We start from the raw sequence: 3,916 nt of genomic DNA, 5'->3' as shown, positions 1-3,916 counted from the left end.
TCAAGCTACTGTCCGAATTTGCGGGGCCAGCTCTGCCTTCAGCAGCCGGTAGACCGAGGCCTCGGATACAAAGTACTTTCGTTCGTCGGTGAACCGCACGGCCAGCTCGCGTGGCGACAGCTCAGGCAACTCCAACGCCAGGTCGATGATCTGACCCCGCACATCGTCGGGGATGCGATTCCAGACCCGGTCTGGTCGAGACCGGTGATCGGCCAGCGCTTCAACGCCTCCCTCGCGGTAGCGATCATACCAGCGATAGAATGTGGCGCGCGGGATACCGAGCTTGTCCAGCGTGCGCTTGGCGGGAAGATGCGATTGCTCGACCTGCTGGATGATCTCGGCCTTCTCAGAGGCGGGATACCTCATGCCTCGTCCTCCCCCTCTCTCACCCGACAGGTGAATGCGGAGCATTCACCTATAGAGCCCGTTCATGCTATTTTTGAGCAGACGGTTCTCCAGGGTCAGATCGGCTACGGCCTCCTTCAGGGCAACAGTCTCCCGGCGGAGATCCTTCACCTCGCCGGAGGTCGCAGCTCGTGCCGTGTCGCCCGCCAGGCGGCGCTTGCCGGCCTCGAGGAACTCCTTGGACCAGCCGTAATACATCGAGGCGGCAATGCCCTCGCGGCGACAGAGCTCGGAGATATTTTCCTCGCCGCGCAATCCTTCCAGCACAATGCGGATCTTCTCCTCCGACGAATAATGCCGGCGGGTTTGTCGCAGAATGTCTTTTAGAACTTGTTCTGCGGCACTTTGCCCGGTACGGATTTCTGCTTCATCTTCGCTCCTGGTGGCTACGATGAACCAGAAATCCTCCCTCCGCAAAATCCTTCAATTTGTCTCACAGGTCCTGACGGCGAACACCCTTCGACGATGAGGCGCGCGCCGTGAAGTTGGCCAACGACACCGAATTTGGGCCGATTTCCTACGTCTACACCGAGGACCTGAAGCGTGGTTTGCGCCTTTCCGGGCAAATGCAGAGCGGCATGGTCGCGCTGAACAGAGGACTTGCGTCCGATCGGGCGGCGCCCTTCGGTGGCAGCAAGGCAAGCGGCCTCGGTCGTGAAGGCTCGAACCGAAGGCATCAAGGAATACCTTGAAACCAAAGTACATTGCGGTCTCGCTCTAGCGCGCGATGGGTAGTCGTGTGCCGATCTTTGGACGAGCGGATCGAGCCCGACGACGTCATTGAAATGGATGTAAGCGGGATCGGTGTTGCGCTTGGTGGTGCTCGGCGAGAGCAGGATTGGTAGGTTACAGAATACAATGCTTTTCATAGAACGCGGCGGCCCCCGGGGGGTGATCGCCAAGAAATAAAAAAGATACCAACAAGTGGAGGAGGAGAAATGGGCGCGGTGAAGAAGGTTTTCATCGTAGGTGGCGGGATTGGCGGCTTGACGGTCGCCCATGCGCTTCAGCGGATAGGCGTATCTACCAGAGTCATTGAGATGGGAGATAAGCGTGACCGGATCGGCACCGGTATCACGCTGCTGGGGAATGCCTTGCGGGCACTTGCCGAATTGGGATTGGTGGATGCCTGCCTCGAAGGCGGCCTTGGTTGGGATACCGTGTCGGTACGCGATGGCGCGGGAACGATTCTGAGCGAACAGTCCTCACCAAGAATTTGGGACGCTGATCGTCCAGCCGCACTGGGACTCATGCGGCCACGTCTGGGACAGATTCTGGAAGACTTTGCGACGAAGAGCGGCGCGAAAATCGATTTCAACACAACGATCACCCGTATTGATCAGGACGATCGAGGGGTGACGGTTCAGCTATCGAACGGCGAGACAGATCGCGCCGATCTGCTGATCGCTGCGGATGGAGTCTATTCCAAGATCCGCCAGAGCATCTTCGGCGACGAGTTCAAGCCGCACTACGCCGGCCAAGGGGTATGGCGTTATACGGTTTCTCGCACCGAGGCGATGAATGGCTTCGTCCTGTACCGCCTTCCGACGGGCCGCGTAGTTGGCGCGCTGCCGCTATCGAAGGAATTGTGCTATCTATTCTTCCTGGAAAGCACGGACGAAAAGCTTCGTATTCCGCAAGATCGGGTGTGCGACTATCTCCGTAACCTGCTCGCCCCCTTTACGGCGCCCGAACTGGTCGCGGCTGCCAAGGTGATCGGCGAAGACAAGCACATAAGCTACCGCCCATTTGATGTCTTGATGATGCCAGCCCCCTGGCACCGTGGCCGTGTCGTGCTGCTCGGCGATGCTGCCCATTCGTTGATGCCGCAAATGACATCCGGCGGCGGAATGGCGATCGAGGATGCGCTGGTTCTGGCCCAGGAACTGAATCGCAACGACGATCTGGAGACTGCGCTCAAGACCTATTGCCGACGCCGCGAAGAAAGAGTCGGGCGCGTATACGACATTGCATACGCCATTTGCCGGGAAGAGCGCAAACCGGAGCATGGCCGCGACTATTCGATGGGCCTTCTTCGTGAAGGCTACGCGTTTCTGGCTGCGCCCGTCTGATTAGAAGCAGGCGAAGTCACATGGGAATTTGACGGACGTCGCTACCGCGGTGGATCGGCCACATCCGTGGACTGAAGGTAAACTCTGTAGCATTTTGGCCGACAACAAGCATGTCACGACAGGGGAAATGCATGACAAGACAAGCAGGTTCGTTGCAGGGATGGATTTTGACCTCCGCCCATGGATGACGGTGTTCGGAGTGGTCCTGCTATCGCCAGTCCTGCCACTTGCGCATTCGGGTTTTGTGCGAAATCCTTCATCATGAACGGTGGTTGTATTTCCGGTTTCCCTTAAGCTTGCGCTTGGTCAAGGAAATGCTGGCGGCGCGTGGCATTGGCATGACCTATGAAACCGTGCGCCAGGGGGGACGGAAATTCGGCAAGCTGTTCTCCGATCGGATCCGTCGAGCGCGCTCCCACCCGCGGTGACAAATGGCATCTGGACGAGGTCGTTATCTCGATCGCGGGCGAACAACATTGGCTCTGGCGCGCTGTCGACCAGAATGGCTTCGTTCTCGACGTCTTGATCCAGCGCCGAAGAGAGACTCGCGCGCTGCCCAGCGGCTCATGAAGAAGCTCTTGAAATCCGCCGGCACGCCGCCGCGCGTGATGATCACGGATAAGCTGCGTTCGTACGGCGCTGCGAGGGCGAAGATGGGCTTTCACGTCGAACATCGCCAGCACAAAGCTCTCAACAATCGGGCCGAGAATTCTCATCAGCCGACGCGGCGACGCGAGCGGATCATGAAGCGTTTAAAATCGTCCCCATCAGGCTCAACGGTTTCTGTCAGTTCACGATCAGGTCGCGAACCTTTTCCACATCCCCTATCCCGGAGCCGTCACGGCCGACTTCCGTCGAGCTTCGCGCGAACGAGCCTTTGCGACTTGGCGCGAGATCTCCAGGACAAGCGCTATCGCCGACTCTCGACCTCTGAGACTCGCCTCCTTCAGCTCGGCGATCGATTAGTTGACGATGCCTGCGATGGACCTCGGCTTCATCGGGCTTGGCCACATGGGTGCGCCAATGGCGCGGAACCTGCTAAAGGCTAGCCATCATCTCATCGTCTACAATCGCACGCGCAGCGATATTGAAGCCCTATCACTACTTTGGGTGCGCCGGGAGACCGGCAAGGAATAGATGGTGGAAGTCCATTGCGATGAAGGTGTAGCGAACCACATCGGCCCCGAGCCGTGCGCAGGCGTCCGCGAGGGTGTCGGCGAAGCGTCGGTAGGGGAGCATGCAGGCCAGCCATTGAGCCGCGAAACAGTGTTATCTCGGGAGCCGACGCTGTCCAAAGAGCGGAAGGCAATATGGGCGAGTGCGCAAACGCGAGCACCCGTCCAACCCGGCGTGGTCGTAGACCCTGGCATGTATGGAAGCTCCTTGTACGGGAACCGGGATATCTCCGGGTCGGCCATCTTCCTTCTCGGAGGAGATGG

General features: G+C 58.9%; 3 protein-coding genes and 2 pseudogenes. 4 read left to right on the top strand and 1 reads right to left on the bottom strand.

The features are described from left to right. Window positions 1–30: 30 nt before the first annotated feature. Window positions 31–776, bottom strand: a pseudogene (locus IC66_RS44860) (helix-turn-helix domain-containing protein); the annotation flags it as partial. A gap of 108 nt (window positions 777–884) precedes the next feature. Between IC66_RS44860 and IC66_RS44855 the strand changes: the two are divergent. The 4 genes and pseudogenes from IC66_RS44855 to IC66_RS44850 all read left to right on the top strand — a co-directional run bounded on the left by IC66_RS44855 (window position 885) and on the right by IC66_RS44850 (window position 3,614). Next, window positions 885–1,097, top strand: coding sequence for an aldehyde dehydrogenase family protein (locus IC66_RS44855; protein ID WP_014498644.1), 213 nt, complete (start codon window positions 885–887; stop codon window positions 1,095–1,097). 246 nt (window positions 1,098–1,343) lie between these two features. After that, window positions 1,344–2,477, top strand: coding sequence for an FAD-dependent oxidoreductase (locus IC66_RS0141985; protein WP_011090930.1), 1,134 nt, complete (start codon window positions 1,344–1,346; stop codon window positions 2,475–2,477). 227 nt (window positions 2,478–2,704) lie between these two features. Next, a pseudogene (locus IC66_RS0141980) lies at window positions 2,705–3,443 on the top strand (IS6 family transposase). A 15-nt stretch (window positions 3,444–3,458) separates the two neighbouring features. Further along, entirely contained in the window at window positions 3,459–3,614 is a 156-nt protein-coding gene (locus tag IC66_RS44850) for an NAD(P)-binding domain-containing protein (RefSeq protein ID WP_018269530.1), read from the top strand. Window positions 3,615–3,916 lie beyond the last annotated feature (302 nt).

Source organism: Bradyrhizobium genomosp. III, assembly GCF_000261705.1.
Lineage (GTDB): Bacteria > Pseudomonadota > Alphaproteobacteria > Rhizobiales > Xanthobacteraceae > Bradyrhizobium > Bradyrhizobium ottawaense.
Note: the sequence above shows the minus strand (reverse complement) of the source record. Positions and strands in the feature narration are given on the sequence as shown.

What these genes read in the sequence shown, in the direction of transcription:
- IC66_RS0141985 (WP_011090930.1), top strand. Translation starts at nt 1,344, where the DNA reads ATGGGCGCGGTGAAGAAGGTTTTCATCGTAGGTGGCGGGATTGGCGGC.
- IC66_RS44850 (WP_018269530.1), top strand. Translation starts at nt 3,459, where the DNA reads ATGGACCTCGGCTTCATCGGGCTTGGCCACATGGGTGCGCCAATGGCG.